Origin of the sequence: Cytobacillus sp. IB215665, assembly GCF_033963835.1 — a bacterium.
Taxonomy (GTDB): Bacteria; Bacillota; Bacilli; order Bacillales; family SM2101; genus Nanhaiella.
Window position 1 is genome coordinate 46,461 of record NZ_JAXBME010000004.1, and the last position, 20,123, is coordinate 66,583.

Here is a 20,123-nt window from a genome sequence, read left to right on the forward strand (position 1 = left end):
TAAAACTTACGTCAAATACATTGAAACGGGGGGAAAGAGATGAACACCGTTTTCCAGAACTTCTATGAGAAATATCATCAAGATATTTTTCAATTTTTGTTTTATATGGTGCGCAACAAGGAGCAAGCTGAAGACCTTGTTCAAGAGGTTTATATAAAAGTGTTAAAGTCATCTGACCAGTTTGAAGGAAACAGTAGTGAAAAAACTTGGTTGTTTTCAATTGCAAGACATGTTGCGATCGATTACTTTCGTAAACAAAAGGGCTGGAAGCAAAAGATTATAGACTCTTTTGATTGGCATAAACAACCAGTAAGAGATCAAACCCCTCTTCCGGAAGAAATTGCAGTTCAAAATGAAGAGATTCAGCTGATGTATAAGTGTCTTGACAAGTGTACTGTCGATCAGCGACTTGTTATTGTCATGAGATACTTGCAATCGTTATCTATTTCCGAAACCGCAGAGGCGTTAAATTGGACAGAGAGTAAAGTGAAAACAACTCAACATCGTGCGCTAAAAGTGTTAAAACGTTATATGTTGGAGTATGCAGATAAGGAGGGTAACATACATGAAAAAATCACAGTTGAATGAAGAACGGATTGAAGAAATACTTAGGAAAATGCCTTCAATTAAGGACGAACGTGATCCGTTATCCATATATAACCAAGTATCCTCATCTGTAAATAAAAAAAGGAAGGTAATGTGGATTTTACCTAGCTTTGCAACAGCCGCTGCTATAATTATTGTTTTTATACTTCTGCAACCTTTAATGAATGACTTTAATAACCAGGCTACCAATGAGAGCTCTAATAAATCTTCAGCTACTGAACTAACACAAGATGCTACTAATGGAGATCTTCAAGATGTCGTGTCTGAGGCAACCGAATCAGTAGAAGTAAAAAGTGAAGAAGAGAAAAGTGACAGGTCGGTAGCGAATGAAACGAGTATCATTTCGCCGAAGGTTGAAAATAATCGTTTTGTAGTGACTGAAGAGCAATTAAATGATAAAACACTCGTTACCTTTGCCATTCCTGATAAGGATATGCAAAATGTTATTCCAATTAGTTATTTAAGGGAAAATACGAATCAATCAAGTATTGAATTAATGGAAAGTATGAAGTCACAATTACCAATTGAAGAGTGGGGGTTATCAGACTTTATTCTTAACGACTACTCTATAATTGAAGTGAATGATGATAACGAAGTAGGGAAATCAATTATTGTCGATATTCCACAACTAGATCAAGTACAAGAAAAGGGTACGACTGAAGAAACTATATTAAGCAAAAGTGTCTCTGAAACATTTAGATGGATGGGTATCCAATCCGTCAAATTCATGTCAGAAGGGCAAGATGTAGAATTTGGTCATACTGATATAGGAGCTGTCAGCGAGATCAAGCAGGTGAGCAAGAAAGCATATCTTCTTTATCAAGCAGGTGAACAATACCCAACATTTTTAACTCCTACTGAAGAATCGTTTAGTAGCTTGAAAGAAGCATTTATAAATATGACTGTAGTGAATAAGCAATATAATCTTAAACCTTCTATACCTGAAGGTGTAGAAATAGTAGCTGTTGAGTCTAGTGGTGATGGAACTCATGTTAATATTCAATTTTCACAAACAACGGCACTAAGTGACTCCGAGCAGTACAGAATAATGATTGATGCAATCATGTTAACTGCACGTGAATTTGATATTCAAACTGTTTCATTTACTGGAGCAAATATTTCTTCAATAGGTAATGTAGAATTGTTAGCAAGAAATCGAGTACCTGTGGCACCTAACTTAATGGATTTAGACGATTGAGGGATGTTTTTTCATCTCTCTTTTTGTTCTATTTTTGGCCAAGTCCTCATATATAAGATAACGATATATTAATGGGGAGGCTAACAATAATGTTAGATTTTTTTAGACGCTTATTCGTTGTCTTAATGATAGCTTTCTGTATAGGGTTATTATTTGTAGGAGGGAGAATTGCAAAAGCTGAAGGGTTGTCAATAGAAGAGCTAACAAAAAATTGGGTTTGGCCTGCTGAAGGTGAGCTAACAGATAATTTTAATTCTCGAAAAGGGAGACATAAAGGTTTAGATATATCTGGCCAAATTGGGAGTCCAATTATGGCTGCTGCTAGTGGTACTGTTCTGAAATCATATTATTCTAATACATATGGAAATGTTGTATTTATCAAACATAATAACGGTATTGAGACCGTTTATGCACATATGCAAAATCGTTATGTTGTTGAAGGAGAAGAAGTGAAAACTGGGCAACAGATAGGCGAGCTTGGAAGCACAGGTCGTTCAACAGGCCCACATTTACATTTTGAAATACACGTCGGAGAATGGAATTATGCAAAAACAAATGCAATTGACCCCTTATCTGTATTAAAATCTCCTCAACAACAAAATAAAAGGCTGTCTAATGAAGCGATAGCTAGTAATTATAAGCGGTTAATAACCGAAATGGAATTCAGTAATGAAATCATTGAATGGCAAACAATTGATGTTGAAAATGGTGAGCTGTCTTCAGAGATAATCATTGGAAACCAGCAACCAAATTATGAAGATGTGGCTGAACCGGATGAAAAAATTACTGTGAAAGTTGAAGAAAATGATTCTCTTTGGAAAATTGCTTTAGAACATGAAGTTGCGATTAATTCTATTAAACAATGGAATAATTTGCAATCGGATATCATTCATGTTGGCCAAGAGATAGTACTATATCCTAATAGCGAAGAAGTGTATATTGTAAAAGATGGAGATTCGTTACCAGCAATTGCTGCTAAGTTAAATGTGACAGTTGACGAAATTAAGAAGTCAAATAAACTTACGAAGGATGTCATTTACCCATCCCAAGTGTTAGTCGTATCAGGAAGATAACGATTTATATCGTAAGACTATTTTAGTCCGAAGAAATAAACACGTAATAATTTAGCGTTCGAGTATCTTTTTCTCGTTTAATTTTAATGGTGCGCTATATCTCTTAAAGCCGTTCTAATTTATTGACAACAGCAACATAGTTTTCTCAAAGCACTTATACTAGTAACAATGTTATTGTTGTCCCGCGCTCATTGACAGGATATAATGAGAAAAAACATGCGGGAGGAACAGTCACATGCTTACAGATTATCATAATCATTTAGAAAAAGGTACACTAACCATCGATTATTTAAAGCAATTTACGGATGAAGCAGCTAAGAAAAAGATTGAACATTTTGGTATTTCAGAGCACGCTTATCACTTCTATCAAACAAAAGATATTTTGAGTAATCCTTGGGTTGATGAGCGCCGTTATTATGATATGGATGATTATGTTCAGCTATTTCATAATGCTTGGAATGACGGGATTGATGTGAAAATGTCTATTGAAATGGATTATACTCCTAACAAGCATAAAGAAATGGAAGCTTTTATACAAAGCTATGATTTTGACTACGTAATTGGTTCGATTCATTGGGTCGGTAATTTCGGTATTGATTTAGCTGAATATCGCAAAGAATGGGACAGAAGAGATTTATATGATACGTACCGAAAATACTATGATCAAGTTGTAACGTTAGCACAGTCAAATTTATTTGATATCGTCGGTCATCTAGACTTAGTAAAAATTTTCAAATATGTACCTACTGATGAAGAGTTTCTACTTGAACAATATGATCGTGCTACATCGGCATTAGCTAATTCAAAAACATGTGTGGAAATTAGCACAGCTGGGCTTCGTAAGCCTGTTGGGGAATTATATCCTGACCCACGCTTATTAACTATGTGTTTTGATAAAAAAATTCCAATTGTACTTTCATCGGACGCTCATGTACCTGAAGATGTTGGGCGAGATTTTGATCGGGCTATCAAATTAGCAAGAGATGTTGGATATAAAACACTTACAACCTTTCAAAAAGGTCAACGAAAAGAAGTAACACTAGGAGACTAATTGTTGTTGCGTTAACGTGTTTCACGAGTAGGGTTCAAGCCCTCAGAAAAAAGAAGGAGCTTATGCTCCTTCTATCATCTATAACTTTACAGATCTATTTTTCTTATAGAAACGATATCATCAAGAGTGGCTAGTGTAGCTATCATTTCTTCATCAAGTGGTTTATCAAATGATAGCATCATTATCGCTTCTCCACCAACCTCTTTTCTACCAACTTGCATAGTTGCGATATTGATTTCAAGGTCACCTAATATTTTACCAACTCTACCAATGACACCTGGTTTGTCTGTATGTTGTATATATACTAGATTTCCAACAGGATGAAAATCGATTACAAAACGATTTAAGCTAACGATCCTTGGACCGTAATCTTTAATATTCGTACCTTTAATTTCAAATGACTTGTCTTCACCATGAACGGTTACAGTTATACTATTTGAGTAACCATTTGTATCAGAAATCAGCTTTTCACCAACAGTAATACTCCGTTCTTTAGCAATCATTGAAGCATTTACTTCGTTCACAGTGGAATCAACTCTTGGTTTAAAAAATCCAGATAATAAACTTTTAGTAATAAAATCTGTTTCTAAGTCTGCAACACTACCTGAATAGGCAACTGAAATTTCCTTTACAGGCTCATGCATACATTGCGATAAAATTGTTCCCATTTTTTTCGCCAATTCATAAAAAGGTTTTATTTTGTCAAATACGTCTTTTGATAGTGTTGGTAGATTAATAGAAGATGATACAGGTTGTCCTTGTAAATATTGAACAACTTCTTTTGCAACTTGAGCTGCTACGTTCAATTGTGCCTCTTTTGTTGATGCACCTAAGTGTGGAGTTGTTAATACTTGCTCTAGTTGTATTAGTTGAGGGTTGGTAGGTGGTTCAACCTCATAAACATCAAGTGCAGCACCGGCTACATGGCCATTATTTATAAATTGTACTAGGTCGTTTTCATTAATGATTCCGCCTCTCGCACAATTAATAAGGTACACACCTTTCTTTGTTTTAGACAAATTTTCTGCATTAAGAAGACCTTTCGTTTCCTTTGTTAGAGGAGTATGCACTGTTATAATATCAGCTGTTCGTAATAATTCGTCGAGAGAAGATGATTTAACGCCGATTTTTTCGGCACGTGCCTTCGTTAAAAACGGATCAAATACTTGGACTGTCATGCCAAAAGCTTTCGATCGTTTAGCGAGCTCGCTCCCAATGCGACCTAACCCTACGATTCCTAGATTTTTACCATACAATTCTGTTCCAACATAAGAGGATCGATTCCACTCCCCAGATTTAACTGTTGCATTTGCTTGAGGGATATGTCTCATTAATGATGCCATCATAGCAAATGTATGCTCAGCCGTAGAAATAGTATTACCATCTGGAGCATTAATGACAACGACACCATGTTTTGTTGCAGCATCGATATCTATATTGTCTACTCCAACACCTGCACGGGCAACGATTTTTAAGTTGTCCATTTTTGCTAATAGGTCATTGGTAACTTGTGTACCACTTCGAACTAACAATCCATCAAATTCATGTAATTCATTTTCAACTTCACTAACCTTCTTTTGAACAATCTCCACATCATTTGACTGCAATAATGGGGCTAATCCTTCTTCACTCATTTTGTCAGAAACAAGAATGCGATACATGTAAGAATCCTCCTAAAGTTCTGGAATGTGTATAAATTTCTGATAATTTAACATAATAAAGTATCCATGTCAATGGAATAAAAAATAGTCAAAAAATTGAAAGCGTTTTATTAAACAAAGATTTATTTTCATATGAGCGGAACTAATAAAGAGTACACATAGGGCTTTTAAAATTATGTAGATTTATTACTAAACTGAAATGTTTGAATTAAAGATTTTATGATTCACAAATAAGTTCATATGAGGTATAATAATTGATGTACAAAAATTTAATAGGTCTATCTTCGGGGCTGGGTGAAATTCCCGACCGGCGGTGATGAGTGATTTTTTTAACACATTCAAGCTCTAAGTCCGCGAGCTATTTATAATAGCAGGATCTGGTGCGATTCCAGAGCCGACAGTATAGTCTGGATGGGAGAAGATGGAGGTTCTAGCTACGTCTTAAGGTTGTCCATACCTTTTTGTAAGCTTTATTTGTTATGTGATCAAAAAGGAAATGGTAAAGATCAAGAATACACCTTAAATGCAGCTTATTAAGTATACCTTTCATTCAAAACCCTCGTGCCTCTGGCATGGGGGTTTATTGTTGGTATCGAAAAGAACCTTTCCGCTTTTCGTGAGGTGGACTGAAAGACGAAAAGGAGAGAGGAACATGGAAAGACAGAACAACGTTAGAAAATTAGTTACAGTAGGGGTGTTAAGCAGTATTTCATTTATTTTAATGATGCTTGATTTCCCATTGCCGGGAATACCACCGTATTTGAAAATTGATTTTAGTGAAGTGCCAGCATTAATTGCTGCCATCGTTTTTGGGCCAGCCGCAGGAATTACTGTTGAGGCAATTAAAAATATTTTACATTATTTCTTTATGAGTAGTGCAGTAGGTGTACCTGTAGGGCAAGCAGCTAATTTTATCGCGGGATTATTGTTCATTTTACCCGTTTCATATATATACCGAAAATATAACTCAAAAACTGGTTTAACATTTGGATTAATTGTAGGAACGATTGTAATGACGTTAATGATGGCGGTTTTAAATATGTTTATTATTTTACCAGCATATACGATGTTTTTAGGTTACCCTGCTATGTCCAATTTAGAAACAATGAAATTAATTGCTGTCGCATTCATGCCGTTTAACTTGATCAAAGGAGGAGTTATAACGATCGTATTTTTACTTCTTTTCACAAGGATGCGTACTTGGTTAGAACAACAGCAAAGAGCATTGCATAATGCATAAGTAAAAAGCCCTCTGACTTGTCAGAGGGCTTTTTATTATTTTATTCAAATTTTAATGCATCGCCGTCAAATGCTTCGTCTGCAACTTTGATTGAATCTGTAGGGCATCCTTCAAGTGCATCCATCATATCATCTAATAGAACATCAGGAATTTCAACAATTCCTTGATTATCGTCTAATGTTACGAATGCAATACCTTCATCATCATAATCATAAATATCAGGTGCAGCTGCTCCGCATGCACCACATGCGATACATGTTTCTTTGTCAACAATTGTGTACTTTGCCATCAAAATACCTCCCAAAGTTATCTATTAATAAATTAGTTCCTCATAAAATGGAAACGAGTTGCTCATTCCTATTGTAAAACTGTTTTAAAAACTTTTCAATAGAAAAGTCATTGAGAATACTTATCATATAAGGCTTTCTAGCTTGTTAAATAAAAGTAGTGATCAGTGATTAAGACGTTTTTTATAGAGGTTTGACGAGAATAGTTCACATTACTTCTTCAATATTTGCTAAAATAAATATATCTATTCATTTTGAGTTTATTTACCTTAAGGTGATCATATGAAAACTCTCAATTATTTTTCTGTAGTAGTTTTATATTGTCTTAAGAAATTGAAAGGTGAGCGATCTGTTGCTGCTGTACACCATTTATTAAAAGGCAAAAAATCTTCACAAACAATACATGATGGTAAGCTATATCACTTATCAAATTTGTTTTCGGTCTTACCAGATCATTCAATACACGAAGTTACAAAAGCTGTTCATTTATTAAAAGAACAAAATTACATTAGAGAAATTGAGGAAGATCATTACGACGTAACAATAGCTGGTGAAAAAATAGTTACACAATATTTATTGGAAAGTCCATTGCCGGAAAAGCTTGACGGTTGGAAGTATAACAATGTAGCTAGTCATTTTTGGAAAAGACTCACCTTAATTGTGCAGGTACTCTCAAATATTTCTTATAAAAATCAGCAATATACACCTATTCAGACGAACGAAAGCGTTCAAAAATGGGTCAAGGATTTCTTCAACCACTATCAAGGAAACAAATTAGTGTTGATAAATAGTATAGCTAATGAATTAGAATTATTACTTTCCTTGTTGCCAGAAAAAAAAGCGAACCTTTTTGTTCTTAGGCTATCAAGTTTTAATCGCATAGGCTTGACATATAAACAATTATCAACAATGTATCGTGAAGATGAAACGTATATTGTTCTTACTTTTCAAGCTATATTACATGAAATGGTTAATTTAGTTGAACTAAACAAAACTAAAATGCCTATTTTAGCTAAAATGATTGCTGATATTAGCTTTCAATATCCACTAACAGTTTCTGCTCGGAAAACGCTAGCTTTAATTAACATCGGGAAATCAGTAGACCAAATTTCTAAAATAAGAGATTTAAAAGAGAGCACAATTGAGGATCATATTGTTGAAATTGCTCATAACATTGAAAATTTTAGTATAGAACCATTTATTAATACAAATAAGATAGCACTCATTCAAGCTCAAATAAGGGAGTTACAAACGAATCAATTAAAGCTTATTAAACAGGCATTAAATTCAACCTTTTCATATTTTGAAATTCGTCTTGTTTTAGCTAAAAGTGGTGGAGTAAATGAAGTTGGAAACTCAATTAAATAACCGATTTGGATATCAAACATTTCGAACTGGTCAAAGGGAAATTATTGAGGATATATTAGCGGGTGATGATGTTGTAGGGATGCTGCCAACGGGTGGGGGAAAATCTATCTGTTACCAATTACCAGGTTATATGTTGAGTGGCAGTATTATAATTATCTCACCATTAGTATCTCTAATGGAAGACCAAGTTCAACAGCTTAGGATGAATGGTGAAAAAAAAGTAATCGCACTAAATAGTTTTTTACGAACGGGTGCTAAACGCCTTGCTATTAGGGATATAGCAAGTTTTCGCTTTATTTATATTTCTCCAGAAATGCTGCAATTACCTCATATAATTTCAGCGCTAAAGAACATCAATGTTTCACTATTTGTAGTAGATGAAGCCCATTGTATATCCCAATGGGGACATGATTTTCGTCCAGACTATTCTAAGCTAGGTGAAATAAAAGAATTGTTAGGTAATCCAACTTGCCTTGCGTTAACTGCAACAGCAACAAATGAGGTAATTACAGATATTAAAAAATCATTAAATTTACATGATGCGAAGATGCATATTTATTCTGTAGATCGACCAAACATCGCTTTATTAGTTGAAAAAGTTAATACAATTGAAGAGAAAATAGACAAGCTCTTACATTTCATTCGATCTTTGAAAGGCCCAGGAATCATATATTTTTCCAGTAGAAATTGGACTGAAATAATAGCAGAAAGATTATTAAACGAAGGAATAACTGATGTCGCTTATTACCATGGAGGTATGGACCAAGAACAGCGTATGTTAATACAACAACAGTTTCTCCATGATCAATTAAATGTTATTTGTTGCACGAGTGCATTTGGTATGGGTGTTAACAAATCTAATATTAGATTTGTGATTCACTTCCATTTTCCAAGCCAATTTGAATCTTATGTTCAAGAAATAGGACGTGCGGGGCGTGATGGTAAAAATAGTATCGCAATCCTACTTCATACCGTTGGTGATGACAACTTACAAAGAGGTATTATCGAACATGAATTCCCGACAATTAATCAAGTTGGAAAAGTAGTTGATTACTTAGCTCATTCTGGGAAGATAAGCAGCGTTTCCTCTTTTAATAAACAACATGATATAGCCATCGTAGACAAATATCATTTGACAGAAGTACAGTGGCGATTATTAAAGCATCTAATAATGCAACTACCAAAGTTGATGATTAATAATGTTGATAAGGGTGAAATCATCCGTGTAATTTATGCAGAAGTACAAAGAAGAATTGAAGAGAAATATTTGAAGTTACATAAAATGCTGGAATGGATTGAATGTAACGATTGCCGAAGAGAACATTTACTAGCATATTTTTGCGAGAAGCTAGAAAATAAACCATCTAGTTGCTGTGATAATTGTTCATTTCAAATAAACAACTTTTATCAAAACTCTGAGATTACAAAACCTAAACCATTTAATTGGAGGAATGAGCTAAATCGAATGTTTAAAGTGAGTGAAAATAGATGTTAAATAATAGGCAACAACGTTTATTACAAAATATGGACGATCGTGAAATTTTATTTCATTTGTACGCAACACAAACATTATTGATTGTGGCCGCGATTATTTTTGGTTTTTTTCTATTTCCAGATTTTAATTCTTTCAAAGCACTATGGAACTTATTCGATTTCCGTATCATTATATATGGTGGTGGAATAGCGTTATTTGTAATTATAACTGACTTATTATTTATGAAATATTTACCAAACGAGCTAGTTGATGATGGTGGACTTAATGAAAAAATTTTTCAGCATCGAAGCATACCGCATATATTCTTTTTAACTATCGTCATTGCCTTTTCAGAAGAGTTATTATTTAGAGGTGTTATACAAACTCATTTTGGCATTGTCGTTGCAAGTTTAATATTTGCTCTTTTACATTTTCGATATCTTCAAAAGTGGGTTCTATTCATTTCAGTTATATTTTTAAGCTTTTTATTAGGATATATGTTTTTAAAGACAAATAACTTATTTGTCACAACCTTTGCACATTTTTTAATAGATTTTATATTAGCCGTCAGATTGCGTCTAAATTATATAAGTAGCAAAAGACATAGTAAGAGGTGATTGGTATGTCTAATAAGAATGAAAAGTTGCATGATCAAGCTGAACAATTACGGGATAGGATTGCAAATGCTGAAGATGAAAGTGTAAAAAAATCAGTGTTGCCTCCTAGAAGTCACGTACATAAAGCCAAAAAAAAGAAAACGAAATTTAGGGTTAAATACCCCATTATTCGTTTGTTAGCTCTGTTTTTTATATTATTACCAATTGTAATCCTTAGTATTGCATACAGAAACGCTAATAATACTTTAGATACCAATAGTAAGGGTCCTGTGAAAGTAAATATCCAATCCCCTAACAGAGGGAATGTGGAGGACGAAGAAAGCTATCAGCAATCTGAGCTAATAGAAAGTGAAAGTGATGAAGAAGATACCACCACTAATCATGCATCCAGCGATACGAATATAGAGAATGGGGTCGAACAAGATACCGAAATAACAGATAGTAATTCTTACATCATACATTATGTGAAAAATGACGAAACGTTATTTAGCATTTCAATGAAATATTTTAATAGTCAATCAGGAATTGAGGTCATTAAACTAGCAAATAATATACAAGGAAATAGTATATTTACAGGGCAAAAACTTCTAATACCTACGAGACAGAACGAAAGCAAATAAGAGTGCTTTCGTTTTTTAATTAGGCTCTTTTCGCAGTTGTTGCTTTTTTCACTTAGTAACTGTTGTGAAATGGTGAATAATGTTTAGTTCTATTGAATATTTCTCTTTTGGCTTATTTCAACATTTCTACTTGCAGAAGAAAGTGCCTATTAACACGCTTGGTAGGCAGGAGTGGAAGGTAAGGTTATTTATTGCCTCTTTGGCCTGTCTAGCTATTTTCTAAGCCTTTTGAGCCGCTTCTTTTTAAACCATAAAAGATGAAGCGTCTTTATGATTCGTAACTCCCGCATGTTGTCGTTGATCAAATCGCTACCTTATTTTGTTATGGCATAATACGTAGTCCAAGTTAATAGAATAGGAGTAAAGTGAGCTGGAGGTGGTTATGATTGAGGAGAAAATAAAGCAATTACATACAAATACAGATCAAGTAACAAAACAATTGCTTCAGCATCTCGTTGATAGAAAGCGTAAATTTGAGTTTATGAAACAAAGAGTGAAGCTGCTACAGTATACTTTACTATTTCTGTGCATCATATTCTTTCTATATATTTTATTTTTCATTGTACAGCCATTTTATTATTCTACAAGTAGGATCATGTCTATCTTTCTAGGAGATGAAATTCATTTATTCGTATTGCTCACCATATTTTCCGTGTATGGTACAATTCTTTATTATAAAAAGAAGGTTGACAAAGCTGAGAAGGAATTTCATGATTTACGCTGTGAAGTAATAAGAAAGAGTATTGAGCTATGGCCACAACCTATTAAATGGCATGAAAGAGAGCGTGTTTTCGATTTAATGCAGACAGAATATGATATTAATTTATACCATGAAAGTAAATAGCTAATGAGTTAAAGTCATTAGCTAAAAGAATCTCTTTTGATCTTTTTCCTCTTTTAATATTTCTACAGCCTCTCGAAAACGTTGCGCATGAATAATTTCTCTTTCTCTCAAAAAACGTAATCCATCATTCAAATCGGGATCGTCACTTAAATTGATAATCCATTGATAAGTTGCCCTAGCTTTTTCCTCAGCTGCAATATCTTCATACAGATCAGCAATCGGATCACCTTTTGCTGCAATATAGGTTGTCGTAAATGCATCACCACTTGAGTTTTCGTAAAATAAGGCTTTTTCATGATTTGCATAATGTGAACCTAAACCAGCTGCTTTCAATTGTTCAACAGTAGCGTCTTTTGTAAGTTTATAAACCATCGTTGCAATCATTTCTAGGTGTGCAAATTCTTCAGTACCAATATCGGTTAATAACCCGATAACTTTATCAGGAATCGTATACCTTTGATTGAGATACCGTAGTGCAGCTGCGAGTTCTCCATCTGCACCACCATATTGCTCAATGAGGTACTTTGCTAGTACTGGGTTACATGTACTAACCTTTACAGGATATTGTAGTTTTTTTTCATATATCCACATATCTTAAGAACACACTCCTCTTTACTTATGTCATTTGTTATATTTGCCATGGCCAAGGAGATTCGTTCCAATTCCATGGGTAGCCAGCATAGCTATTTCCATATTGTTGCAAAGGACCGTAAATAGGCTCAAGTTGTTTTGTTACTTGATGTTTTTTTGTTACATAATGATTGAATTGTTGAATTGCTTCATAGTCACCAGGGTGTGTATCTAAGTACAAAGATAACTCAAGGAGCACAAAATCTATCGACTGCAGTTCCTCCATCAGTGAGTAAAATTGTTCGGGTAATTGTTTATTCATTGTGATTCTCCCCGCTCTTCTACCTCATTTGGACCATAGTATGGATCATAAAAGATAGGCCATAATGTCCCTTTTCTTAATGCTTCTTTTGCTGTATATTGTGGTAGCCGGTTTGGTTGGAATGTTATATATAGATTAGGTGGGGTAACGAAGTATTTTTCGTATATGGGGTTACACGGGTCATGTGGGCTAACATACGGATGATATGATTTTCTAAAAGTAACCATTTAAAACCTCCTTGTTTAAATTTATTTTCAAAGTATCATTCCATTTTTATGTTTTATTTTAAGGTTTCATGCCCACAGAATAAAAAAACATATACATATAGCAGGAAAACTATTTTCTTTGTAGTATAATATACTATAGAGATATTATAGAATAGAGGTGTTTTTCATGTTTGTAAAGAGCCTACTTATCCCAAAAAGTAAGTGTATATCGGTAGCTCATGATGAGTCTATCCAAACAGCTTTGAAGAAATTAAATGATCATCAGATTGATGCACTACCTATCGTAATGAACGAAAGTTATGTTGGTACCTTAACCCGATATCAAATATATGAAAGTTACTTTCAATCAACGTATAGCAAGGAAGAGTTTTTATCGAAAACGACAGCAAGTGAATTAGCTACTCATCAGGATACATACCTAGAAGGTGAAGAGGTTTTTGAAAAGACGCTAATCCAGTTAAAAGATTTTCCTTTGCTAGCAGTTGTGGACGAAGATAAAACATTTTTAGGTATTGTGACTCGTTATGATGTGTTGAAACAGTTCCAAAGTGCTTTTGGTATGCAAAAGCCAGGTGTTAGAATTGCATTTTCATCTGTAGAAACCGAAGGAAGAATAGCTAGGTTAGCAGAAATAGCAAGGAGTTTCCATGAGCACATTATTTCATTGGTCACTTTTGACGAGACAGATAAGTTAGTTCGAAGAATTGTTATGAAAATTGAAAAAAAGGACAATATTGATAAATTTGTTGCGAAGTTAGAGCAATCTGGTTTTCGCGTTCTAGATATATACGAAGACTAAGCCTCTCTTTGTTCATGATTTAATCCTTCCATACATAGATGTAGTATGGGGGTTTTTTTTTATGTTAATGAAATTAATTAGTTTATTTACCGGTTTTTTATGTGGATATGTCTTTATTCGTTGGATTCCAATTGAATCTCCAGTGACTTTGTCAGGAATTTTAAACAATCTTATATTTGATCCGTTGAAATTCATTGCTGCAATGGTCTGCTTTTTCGTAGGTTTTATTTGTAATGCCTTTTTAATAAGAAGTGCTATTGAACAAACTTATTTAATCTTCAAAAAAAATAAAGTTTCTTTTCTTGATATTGCTTTATCCTACGGGATTTTACCTAGCTTTTACTTGTTATTTAATATGGGGTATTGGCAATCATTAATTTATTTATGCTTTGCTGTGATTTATGGTATGATCTCAATAGACTTAAAGAGGAACTCAGTTATTGAGCTAAATCGTTAGGGAGGAAACATGATTTTTTTTGTTATTACAATAATTATATTAGGATTTTTAATTAGCTATATGTTTTATGAGGCGTTTCAAAACAATGTGAGAGAAATTACTGTTGAGTTCAGCACCTTTCCTGATAGCATAGATTCATTTAAGATGTTTTTTATTTCAGATATTCATCGTAGAAGTATTGATGACGAGATTATTAACAAAGTCAAAGGGGAAGTTGATTGTATAGTCATTGGTGGCGACTTAATGGAGAAAGGAGTTCCCTTTTCTAGAGTAAAGGCTAATCTTCAGAAATTAAAGGAAGTCGGACCGATTTATTTCGTATGGGGAAATAATGATTATGAAGTTGATTATCACCAATTAGATGCATTACTCCTTGATTACGGAGTGAAAATACTAGACAATACAGCGGAGACCTTAGAGTCAGCACAAGGTGAGAAGATTATTATGATTGGTGTCGATGACATGACACATATGCGCGATCGAGTTGATCTTGCACTATTAGACGCTGACCAAGACGGGTTTAAAATTTTGATTAGTCATAACCCAAAGATTATCCAAAAAATAACTATGGAAGATGACATTAAGCTGATTTTGAGTGGACATACTCATGGGGGGCAAATACGTTTTCTAAAATGGGGCCTTTATGAAAAAGGCAAATTAAGAAAGGTTGATTCAACCAATATACTCGTTAGTAATGGATATGGAACAACGGGTTTACCTCTTAGGCTAGGAGCTCCTTCTGAAACACATCTTATAACGTTGAAAAAATGTGATTAATGAACGGTAGGCATTATATTCATTCATGAGGAAGAAACTTGCTTAATTAGCGACAAAATGCTTGTATTTATTATACAAAACATTGTAAACTGATAATTAAATCTAAGAACCTTTTGTTCGATTGAACATAAACTATAAGAAACTTGAGGATGTGTAGGTGGGGAGAGCTGATTATGAGACTCGAGCGTTTGAACTACAATAAGATTAAAATTTTCCTAACATTTGATGATTTAGTCGATCGTGGTTTGACAAAAGATGATCTATGGCAGGATTCTATAAAAGTCCAGCAATTATTCCGTGACATGATTGATGAAGCAAGTGAAGAGCTGGGTTTTGAAGCAAATGGATCAATAGCAGTTGAAATATTCTCCATACCAGCTCAAGGAATGGTCGTTATTGTAACGAAAGATCATGCAGATGTGGATGTAGATGAAGAATTTTTGGATGACTACATCGAAATGAAGGTTACTTTAGATGAAAGTGATGATTTATTTTATGAGTTTTCATCATTTGAAGATGTTATTCAGTTAGCAGGTCGACTATTTTTGTTAAACATTACCGACGGAAAATTATACTCATATAATAATCGTTTTTATATTCACTTTGATGAAAAAATTGACTTGTATAAAGAGCATTTTATCGCAGTAGTAGCAGAGTATGGAAATCCTGCAACGATTACTACACATCGTGTTCATGAATATGGTAAGTTGCTTATGGATGAAAATGCCATACAGCAACTTTATGAGTATTTTATCAAAAAGTAAAAGTCCTTTTTATTTTGTTAAATAAAAAGGCTTTTTCTTGTGGAAAAATAAAAATGAAACCGATTACATTTTCGAGTATAAAAATTAAGAAACTTGTTTTTTTCATCTTGCATTCTATGTAAGAAGGTGTATACTATGTCATGAAAGGTGGACACTAACCTTTAAAAAGTGTTGTTGCAAATAAGGGATAAAAAGAACGGAAATGAAACTGAGGTAGGCACATAATAATTGCCATGTCATTTGACAACCGTTGAATCAGTATGCTGAGAAGTATATTTGAAAAGCCTTTTTCCGGTTTTTTGACATCCTCTATAAGTGATTTTTTTCTAGGAGGTTTATCAATGGTAGCCGATAATAACACCGCTGGTGAGCATGGTAAAGAAGACAAACTAGATGTCCTAAAATCAACACAGACAGTAATACATAAAGCTTTAGATAAGCTAGGATATCCTGAAGAAGTTTATGAGCTATTAAAAGAACCAATTCGTATGATGACAGTGAAAATTCCGGTAAGAATGGATGATGGGTCGGTTAAAATTTTTACTGGTTATCGAGCACAACATAATGATGCGGTCGGACCAACCAAAGGGGGTATTCGATTTCATCCAAATGTAACTGAAAAAGAAGTTAAAGCGCTGTCAATTTGGATGAGCTTGAAGTGTGGTATTGTTGATTTACCTTATGGTGGAGGCAAAGGAGGCATCGTTTGTGATCCTCGAGATATGTCTTTTCGAGAATTAGAACGGTTAAGTAGAGGGTATGTACGTGCCATTAGTCAAATTGTCGGACCTACAAAAGATATACCAGCACCTGATGTATTTACGAATTCACAAATCATGGCTTGGATGATGGATGAATATAGCCGTATAGATGAATTTAACTCACCAGGATTTATTACTGGAAAACCTTTAGTTTTAGGAGGTTCACACGGTCGTGAATCTGCAACAGCTAAAGGGGTTACAATCTGTATACGTGAAGCCGCTAACAAAAAAGGTATTGATATTGAAGGTGCCCGAGTAGTTGTTCAAGGGTTTGGTAATGCAGGAAGCTATTTATCAAAGTTTATGAATGATGCAGGTGCAAAAATTGTAGGTATTTCAGATGCTTATGGCGCTCTTTATGATCCAGATGGCTTAGATATTGATTACTTACTTGACAGAAGAGACAGTTTCGGTACAGTAACGAAGCTATTTAATAATACAATTACGAATAAAGAATTATTGGAACTTGATTGTGATATATTAGTACCAGCTGCAATTGAAAATCAGATTACTGAGCAAAACGCTCATAATATTAAGGCTAGTATTGTTGTTGAAGCTGCTAATGGTCCTACGACAATTGAGGCGACTGAAATATTATCAAAACGTGATATACTACTTGTTCCTGACGTATTAGCAAGTGCAGGTGGTGTTACAGTATCGTATTTTGAATGGGTACAAAATAATCAAGGTTACTATTGGACAGAAGAGGAAGTAGAAGAAAAGCTTGAGAAAGTAATAGTGAAATCATTTAATAATATTTATGAAACATCAAAAACGCGGAGAGTTGATATGAGGCTAGCTGCATATATGGTTGGCGTTCGTAAAATGGCGGAAGCATCTCGCTTTCGTGGTTGGATTTAAGGTCAATCAAAGTTTTAAAATATGTATAATTAATAACGTTAGTATAAATATCGTTGCATGTAATTATAAAATCCCCTATCATTTTGATAGGGGATTTGCTTTTTGAATTTGAGATGCTGTAATACAGATCTTAAGCATCTCGAGTTGTCTAGTTAAATCATCTATCCCTTTAATAATTAACGACATATCAACTGAATAACGTACTTCATAAACTGTACCTCCAGAGCTAATGGGCAAGGAGGTTGAGTATTCGTAGATATTCAGCAAGGAGTGAAATATTATCATGCAAAAGGAAGACGTAATAATTGTAGGTGGTGGACCTTGTGGTTTGGCAGCAGCTATATCGTTACAATCAAAGGGTTTTGCCCCACTTATTATTGAAAAAGGCAATATCGTTAATGCAATTTATCATTATCCTACACACCAAACCTTTTTTAGTTCTAGTGAAAGGTTAGAGATAGGAGATGTACCTTTTATAACAGAAAACCGTAAGCCAGTTAGAAACCAAGCATTAGCATATTATCGAGAAGTAGTCATTAGAAAAAATTTACGAGTGAATACATTTGAAAAAGTAGCTAAAATTTCAAAAAGTAATCGTGGAGTTATAGAAGTAGTTACTTCTAATCAAACATATGAGACAAAAGATGTGATCATTGCAACAGGGTATTATGACCATCCAAATTTCATGAACGTACAAGGTGAAGAACTAGAAAAAGTACATCATTATTTTAAGGAGGCACACCCTTACTTTGACACGGATGTTGTAGTTATTGGAGGCAAGAATTCTGCGGTGGATGCCTCGCTTGAGCTTGTTAAAGCTGGCGCAAGAGTAACAGTGTTGTATAGAGGTAATGAATACTCAAATAGTATTAAGCCATGGATTTTGCCAGAATTCGATGGCTTAATTCGAGATGGTGTTATTAAAATGGAATTTGGAGCTCACGTTACACAAATTACTGAAGATAAAGTACTTTATCATGTTAATAATGAAGAAAAATGTGTAAAAAATGATTTTGTATTTGCGATGACAGGGTATCATCCAGATCATACATTTTTGAAAAATATCGGAATAGATATAGATGTGAAAACTGGACGACCTGTTTTTCATCCAGACACGATGGAAACAAATGTGCCAAGTGTTTTTGTGGCAGGTGTGATAGCAGCTGGAAATAACGCAAATGAAATATTTATAGAAAATGGACGTTTTCATGGAGAACAAATTGCAACATATCTTGAAAAAAAGAGACAGGGTTAAGTTTATTAGTATCTTTAATCAGGTGGAGAGTCTATTCCACCTGATTTTTTCATGTAATTTACTCTTTTTACGAGAGTTTCCTTTTTATTGAGGAAACGATCTGCGTGATAAATGCTCTTTTGTAAACGATCGAATAATTGCACTATTAAAAGTTATTAAGCTTTAATCGCACAGACGGATGTATTTATGAAAAAAAGTTGTTAATTTGTTCGTGATTGTGAGTGACTTCTAAAGCGATCATCAATTTAATTCTTGCCTTTTGGCCATTTAGTCCATTAGAAAAGATAATACCAAGATTCTTTAATTCTTTCCCACCACCTTTATATCCATAAATATCTTGTACAATCCCATTGAAACAGCGAGAAACTAACACAATTGGTATGTTATCTTCAATAAGATCTTGTAGTTTACCTACAGTGTTCGGGGGAAGGTTACCTTGACCTAATGCTTCAATAACTAAACCATCAAGTTGAATTGATTTAATTGCGTTAAATATTGAATCATCCATACCTGCATATGCTTTTAATAATACAACGTTCTTCTGTATGCTTTTGATAGAAAATTTATCTCGGCTAGAAGGAATGTGGTGGAAAAACACCCCCCTTTTCGTAACGATGCCAATTGGACCATATTGTGGACTTTGGAAGGTCGCAATATTGCTAGTATGTGTCTTTGTAACATTTTTGGCAGTATGAATTTCATCATTCAGAACGACTAACACACCTTTCCCTCTAGCATCTTCACTTGATGCAACTTTAACTGATGAAATTAAATTATATAATCCATCTGCACCAATTTCGTTACTTGATCTCATTGCACCTGTAATGACAATTGGTACGTCTACTTGTATAGTTAAATCAAGAAAATAAGCAGTTTCTTCTAATGTGTCAGTTCCATGTGTGACAACTACGCCTTCAATACAGTCACTGACTACTTTCTCTTCAATTTGTTGTTTAAGCTGTAGCATTTCAATAGGCGTGATATGAGGTGAAGGAAGGTGGAATAGTTCTATAACCTGTACCTGTGCGATATCAGACAAAGATGGTGTACTATCATGCAATGGGTTTACTTCATCAGGAGCAACATTGCCCGTTTTTTCATCCTCTTTCATAGAAATGGTACCACCAGTATGTATAATTAATATCTTTTTCACTTAAATACACTCCCTTTTAATGATAAAAATATTGCAATACTTTATAAGTCTAATCTTTACTATCCTGTAATTAAATCACCCCAAAAGGAAAATTATATTTTTCATCTTTTTCCAGTTAACATATGAAAATGTATATGG

At 34.1% G+C, this 20,123-nt stretch carries 22 protein-coding genes and 1 riboswitch; of the genes, 16 read left to right on the forward strand and 6 right to left on the reverse strand.

The window, feature by feature from the left end; translation table 11 throughout:
• The first annotated feature begins 39 nt into the window (after positions 1 to 39).
• The 4 genes from sigX to SLH52_RS06485 all read left to right on the forward strand — a co-directional run bounded on the left by sigX (position 40) and on the right by SLH52_RS06485 (position 3,928).
• Positions 40 to 588, forward strand: a complete 549-nt coding sequence (gene sigX, locus SLH52_RS06470) for an RNA polymerase sigma factor SigX (RefSeq protein WP_320208466.1) — start codon at positions 40 to 42, stop codon at positions 586 to 588.
• Positions 566 to 1,804, forward strand: a complete 1,239-nt coding sequence (locus tag SLH52_RS06475) for a GerMN domain-containing protein (RefSeq protein WP_320208467.1) — start codon at positions 566 to 568, stop codon at positions 1,802 to 1,804. Before sigX ends, SLH52_RS06475 begins: the two co-directional genes overlap by 23 nt.
• Positions 1,805 to 1,893: 89 nt before the next feature.
• The gene (locus SLH52_RS06480) at positions 1,894 to 2,877 is read left to right on the forward strand and encodes a peptidoglycan DD-metalloendopeptidase family protein (RefSeq protein ID WP_320208468.1); all 984 of its coding nucleotides are present in this window, start codon (positions 1,894 to 1,896) and stop codon (positions 2,875 to 2,877) included.
• Positions 2,878 to 3,112: 235 nt separating this feature from the next.
• Positions 3,113 to 3,928 carry a histidinol-phosphatase gene (locus tag SLH52_RS06485; RefSeq protein ID WP_320208469.1) on the forward strand — a complete coding sequence of 272 codons (816 nt, stop codon included), beginning with the start codon at positions 3,113 to 3,115 and terminating at the stop codon, positions 3,926 to 3,928.
• A gap of 86 nt (positions 3,929 to 4,014) precedes the next feature.
• Here the strand turns inward: SLH52_RS06485 and serA are convergent, their stop codons facing one another.
• Positions 4,015 to 5,589 (reverse strand): phosphoglycerate dehydrogenase, encoded by a 1,575-nt coding sequence (gene serA / locus SLH52_RS06490; RefSeq protein ID WP_320208470.1) that lies wholly within the window; start codon positions 5,587 to 5,589, stop codon positions 4,015 to 4,017.
• A gap of 276 nt (positions 5,590 to 5,865) precedes the next feature.
• Positions 5,866 to 6,016, forward strand: a riboswitch (FMN riboswitch).
• Between the two features lie 225 nt (positions 6,017 to 6,241).
• On the opposite strand from serA, the gene SLH52_RS06495 reads away from it, so the two are divergent.
• Positions 6,242 to 6,829, forward strand: coding sequence for an ECF transporter S component (locus tag SLH52_RS06495; protein ID WP_320208471.1), 588 nt, complete (start codon positions 6,242 to 6,244; stop codon positions 6,827 to 6,829).
• 40 nt (positions 6,830 to 6,869) lie between these two features.
• Here the strand turns inward: SLH52_RS06495 and SLH52_RS06500 are convergent, their stop codons facing one another.
• The gene (locus SLH52_RS06500; RefSeq protein WP_214480082.1) at positions 6,870 to 7,118 is read right to left on the reverse strand and encodes a ferredoxin; all 249 of its coding nucleotides are present in this window, start codon (positions 7,116 to 7,118) and stop codon (positions 6,870 to 6,872) included.
• Positions 7,119 to 7,398: 280 nt separating this feature from the next.
• On the opposite strand from SLH52_RS06500, the gene SLH52_RS06505 reads away from it, so the two are divergent.
• The 5 genes from SLH52_RS06505 (at position 7,399) to SLH52_RS06525 (ending at position 12,039) form a co-directional block, all read left to right on the forward strand.
• Positions 7,399 to 8,484, forward strand: a complete 1,086-nt coding sequence (locus SLH52_RS06505; RefSeq protein WP_320208472.1) for a helix-turn-helix domain-containing protein — start codon at positions 7,399 to 7,401, stop codon at positions 8,482 to 8,484.
• Positions 8,459 to 9,979: an ATP-dependent DNA helicase RecQ gene (locus SLH52_RS06510; RefSeq protein WP_320208473.1), complete on the forward strand. Its 1,521-nt coding sequence runs from the start codon at positions 8,459 to 8,461 to the stop codon at positions 9,977 to 9,979. Before SLH52_RS06505 ends, SLH52_RS06510 begins: the two co-directional genes overlap by 26 nt.
• Positions 9,973 to 10,575 (forward strand): CPBP family intramembrane glutamic endopeptidase, encoded by a 603-nt coding sequence (locus SLH52_RS06515; protein WP_320208474.1) that lies wholly within the window; start codon positions 9,973 to 9,975, stop codon positions 10,573 to 10,575. The genes SLH52_RS06510 and SLH52_RS06515 overlap by 7 nt, the downstream gene beginning before the upstream one ends.
• Positions 10,576 to 10,580: 5 nt before the next feature.
• Positions 10,581 to 11,195, forward strand: a complete 615-nt coding sequence (locus SLH52_RS06520) for a LysM peptidoglycan-binding domain-containing protein (RefSeq protein ID WP_320208475.1) — start codon at positions 10,581 to 10,583, stop codon at positions 11,193 to 11,195.
• Between the two features lie 382 nt (positions 11,196 to 11,577).
• A complete protein-coding gene (locus SLH52_RS06525) occupies positions 11,578 to 12,039 on the forward strand; it encodes a YpbF family protein (RefSeq protein WP_320208476.1) in 462 nt (153 codons plus the stop codon).
• Positions 12,040 to 12,060: 21 nt separating this feature from the next.
• On the opposite strand, the gene SLH52_RS06530 is transcribed toward SLH52_RS06525, so the two are convergent.
• The 3 genes from SLH52_RS06530 to SLH52_RS06540 are packed head-to-tail and all read right to left on the reverse strand — an operon-like array spanning position 12,061 to position 13,158.
• Entirely contained in the window at positions 12,061 to 12,630 is a 570-nt protein-coding gene (locus SLH52_RS06530; RefSeq protein WP_320208477.1) for a manganese catalase family protein, read from the reverse strand.
• A 37-nt stretch (positions 12,631 to 12,667) separates the two neighbouring features.
• Positions 12,668 to 12,931: a spore coat protein CotJB gene (locus SLH52_RS06535; RefSeq protein WP_214480075.1), complete on the reverse strand. Its 264-nt coding sequence runs from the start codon at positions 12,929 to 12,931 to the stop codon at positions 12,668 to 12,670.
• A complete protein-coding gene (locus tag SLH52_RS06540; RefSeq protein ID WP_320208478.1) occupies positions 12,928 to 13,158 on the reverse strand; it encodes a spore coat associated protein CotJA in 231 nt (76 codons plus the stop codon). Before SLH52_RS06540 ends, SLH52_RS06535 begins: the two co-directional genes overlap by 4 nt.
• Positions 13,159 to 13,324: 166 nt before the next feature.
• Between SLH52_RS06540 and SLH52_RS06545 the strand changes: the two genes are divergently transcribed.
• The 6 genes from SLH52_RS06545 to SLH52_RS06570 all read left to right on the forward strand — a co-directional run bounded on the left by SLH52_RS06545 (position 13,325) and on the right by SLH52_RS06570 (position 18,832).
• The gene (locus tag SLH52_RS06545; protein ID WP_320208479.1) at positions 13,325 to 13,957 is read left to right on the forward strand and encodes a CBS domain-containing protein; all 633 of its coding nucleotides are present in this window, start codon (positions 13,325 to 13,327) and stop codon (positions 13,955 to 13,957) included.
• Positions 13,958 to 14,018: 61 nt separating this feature from the next.
• Positions 14,019 to 14,414 (forward strand): hypothetical protein, encoded by a 396-nt coding sequence (locus tag SLH52_RS06550; protein ID WP_320208480.1) that lies wholly within the window; start codon positions 14,019 to 14,021, stop codon positions 14,412 to 14,414.
• Positions 14,415 to 14,423: 9 nt separating this feature from the next.
• Positions 14,424 to 15,191, forward strand: a complete 768-nt coding sequence (locus tag SLH52_RS06555; protein ID WP_320208481.1) for a metallophosphoesterase — start codon at positions 14,424 to 14,426, stop codon at positions 15,189 to 15,191.
• Between the two features lie 173 nt (positions 15,192 to 15,364).
• Entirely contained in the window at positions 15,365 to 15,955 is a 591-nt protein-coding gene (locus SLH52_RS06560; protein WP_320208482.1) for a genetic competence negative regulator, read from the forward strand.
• Between the two features lie 341 nt (positions 15,956 to 16,296).
• Positions 16,297 to 17,577, forward strand: a complete 1,281-nt coding sequence (locus SLH52_RS06565; RefSeq protein WP_214480069.1) for a Glu/Leu/Phe/Val family dehydrogenase — start codon at positions 16,297 to 16,299, stop codon at positions 17,575 to 17,577.
• A 283-nt stretch (positions 17,578 to 17,860) separates the two neighbouring features.
• Positions 17,861 to 18,832, forward strand: a complete 972-nt coding sequence (locus SLH52_RS06570; protein WP_320208483.1) for a YpdA family putative bacillithiol disulfide reductase — start codon at positions 17,861 to 17,863, stop codon at positions 18,830 to 18,832.
• Positions 18,833 to 19,016: 184 nt separating this feature from the next.
• Here SLH52_RS06570 and SLH52_RS06575 read toward each other — a convergent pair whose 3' ends face one another.
• Positions 19,017 to 19,985, reverse strand: coding sequence for an asparaginase (locus SLH52_RS06575; RefSeq protein WP_320208484.1), 969 nt, complete (start codon positions 19,983 to 19,985; stop codon positions 19,017 to 19,019).
• Positions 19,986 to 20,123: the final 138 nt, after the last annotated feature.

Bases quoted from the DNA above. Each gene is read 5' to 3' on its own strand.
- sigX (WP_320208466.1), top strand. From the start codon at position 40: ATGAACACCGTTTTCCAGAACTTCTATGAGAAATATCATCAAGATATT.
- SLH52_RS06475 (WP_320208467.1), top strand. From the start codon at position 566: ATGAAAAAATCACAGTTGAATGAAGAACGGATTGAAGAAATACTTAGG.
- SLH52_RS06480 (WP_320208468.1), top strand. From the start codon at position 1,894: ATGTTAGATTTTTTTAGACGCTTATTCGTTGTCTTAATGATAGCTTTC.
- SLH52_RS06485 (WP_320208469.1), top strand. From the start codon at position 3,113: ATGCTTACAGATTATCATAATCATTTAGAAAAAGGTACACTAACCATC.
- serA (WP_320208470.1), bottom strand. From the start codon at position 5,589: ATGTATCGCATTCTTGTTTCTGACAAAATGAGTGAAGAAGGATTAGCC.
- SLH52_RS06495 (WP_320208471.1), top strand. From the start codon at position 6,242: ATGGAAAGACAGAACAACGTTAGAAAATTAGTTACAGTAGGGGTGTTA.
- SLH52_RS06500 (WP_214480082.1), bottom strand. From the start codon at position 7,118: ATGGCAAAGTACACAATTGTTGACAAAGAAACATGTATCGCATGTGGT.
- SLH52_RS06505 (WP_320208472.1), top strand. From the start codon at position 7,399: ATGAAAACTCTCAATTATTTTTCTGTAGTAGTTTTATATTGTCTTAAG.
- SLH52_RS06510 (WP_320208473.1), top strand. From the start codon at position 8,459: ATGAAGTTGGAAACTCAATTAAATAACCGATTTGGATATCAAACATTT.
- SLH52_RS06515 (WP_320208474.1), top strand. From the start codon at position 9,973: ATGTTAAATAATAGGCAACAACGTTTATTACAAAATATGGACGATCGT.
- SLH52_RS06520 (WP_320208475.1), top strand. From the start codon at position 10,581: ATGTCTAATAAGAATGAAAAGTTGCATGATCAAGCTGAACAATTACGG.
- SLH52_RS06525 (WP_320208476.1), top strand. From the start codon at position 11,578: ATGATTGAGGAGAAAATAAAGCAATTACATACAAATACAGATCAAGTA.
- SLH52_RS06530 (WP_320208477.1), bottom strand. From the start codon at position 12,630: ATGTGGATATATGAAAAAAAACTACAATATCCTGTAAAGGTTAGTACA.
- SLH52_RS06535 (WP_214480075.1), bottom strand. From the start codon at position 12,931: ATGAATAAACAATTACCCGAACAATTTTACTCACTGATGGAGGAACTG.
- SLH52_RS06540 (WP_320208478.1), bottom strand. From the start codon at position 13,158: ATGGTTACTTTTAGAAAATCATATCATCCGTATGTTAGCCCACATGAC.
- SLH52_RS06545 (WP_320208479.1), top strand. From the start codon at position 13,325: ATGTTTGTAAAGAGCCTACTTATCCCAAAAAGTAAGTGTATATCGGTA.
- SLH52_RS06550 (WP_320208480.1), top strand. From the start codon at position 14,019: ATGTTAATGAAATTAATTAGTTTATTTACCGGTTTTTTATGTGGATAT.
- SLH52_RS06555 (WP_320208481.1), top strand. From the start codon at position 14,424: ATGATTTTTTTTGTTATTACAATAATTATATTAGGATTTTTAATTAGC.
- SLH52_RS06560 (WP_320208482.1), top strand. From the start codon at position 15,365: ATGAGACTCGAGCGTTTGAACTACAATAAGATTAAAATTTTCCTAACA.
- SLH52_RS06565 (WP_214480069.1), top strand. From the start codon at position 16,297: ATGGTAGCCGATAATAACACCGCTGGTGAGCATGGTAAAGAAGACAAA.
- SLH52_RS06570 (WP_320208483.1), top strand. From the start codon at position 17,861: ATGCAAAAGGAAGACGTAATAATTGTAGGTGGTGGACCTTGTGGTTTG.